Origin of the sequence: Methylobacterium longum (assembly GCF_022179385.1) — a bacterium.
GTDB lineage: Bacteria > Pseudomonadota > Alphaproteobacteria > Rhizobiales > Beijerinckiaceae > Methylobacterium > Methylobacterium longum.
This window is the reverse complement of the sequence record NZ_BPQS01000160.1, coordinates 1-780: the sequence shown is the minus strand read 5'-3', so window position 1 is coordinate 780 and position 780 is coordinate 1. Positions and strand designations below refer to the sequence as shown.

Here is a 780-nt window from a genome sequence, read left to right as displayed (position 1 = left end):
TAGAGCCGTTCCCGGTCAGGTAGCGACGGCCAAGTCGTTTTCGTAGCCGGCTGCGGTGATGTAGTTGCGGCACTCCTGCGGAGTGAAGCACGTGAACGCCTGTTGGATCGCCGTCGAGAGATCCGGGATCGTTCGGGTGGCCGCGCTGCGCAGCAGCGCCTTGAGTTTCGCGAAGGCCTGCTCGATCGGGTTGAAATCAGGGCTGTAGGACGGAAGGTAGAGCAACCGCGCTCCTGCAGCCTCGATTGCAGCCTGCACGCCGGCGACCTTGTGGGCTGGCAGGTTGTCCATGATGACGATGTCGCCTTGTTGCAGCACCGGGATCAGGGTCTCGGTGACGTAGCTGCAGAAGCGCCTGCCGTTCGTGGCGCCGTCAAGCAACGCGGTCGCGCACAGCCCGCTGGTGCGCAGGGCGGCGGTGATGGTCGTGGTTTTGTAGTGGCCCAGCGGGGCTGCAAGCCGGCAGCGCTCGCCGCGTGGTGCCCAGCCGTAGCGCCGCGCCATGTTGGTGGCAGCCGCCGTCTCGTCCAGGAACACCAGCCGGTCCGGATCGAGCTCGGGCTGCGCCTCAAACCACGCCTCGCGCGCCGCTCTTACGTCCGCGCGCTCCTGCTCAGCTGCGTACGTCGCCCCTTTTTCCAGCTGATCCTGTGTCGCTGGAAGAAACGCGACAGGCCGCTCGTGCCGGTCTGCACGCCCTGCTCAGGCAGTCGGTCGCGCAGCTCGCGCAGGAAGAGACGCGGCTCCGGCTTGGAGGTCGCAAGGATCAGCGCGGCATGC

At 66.8% G+C, this 780-nt stretch carries 1 pseudogene; it reads right to left on the bottom strand.

The features are described from left to right. Positions 1-15 precede the first annotated feature (15 nt). Positions 16-780, bottom strand: a pseudogene (locus MFF58_RS31860) (IS630 family transposase); the annotation flags it as partial.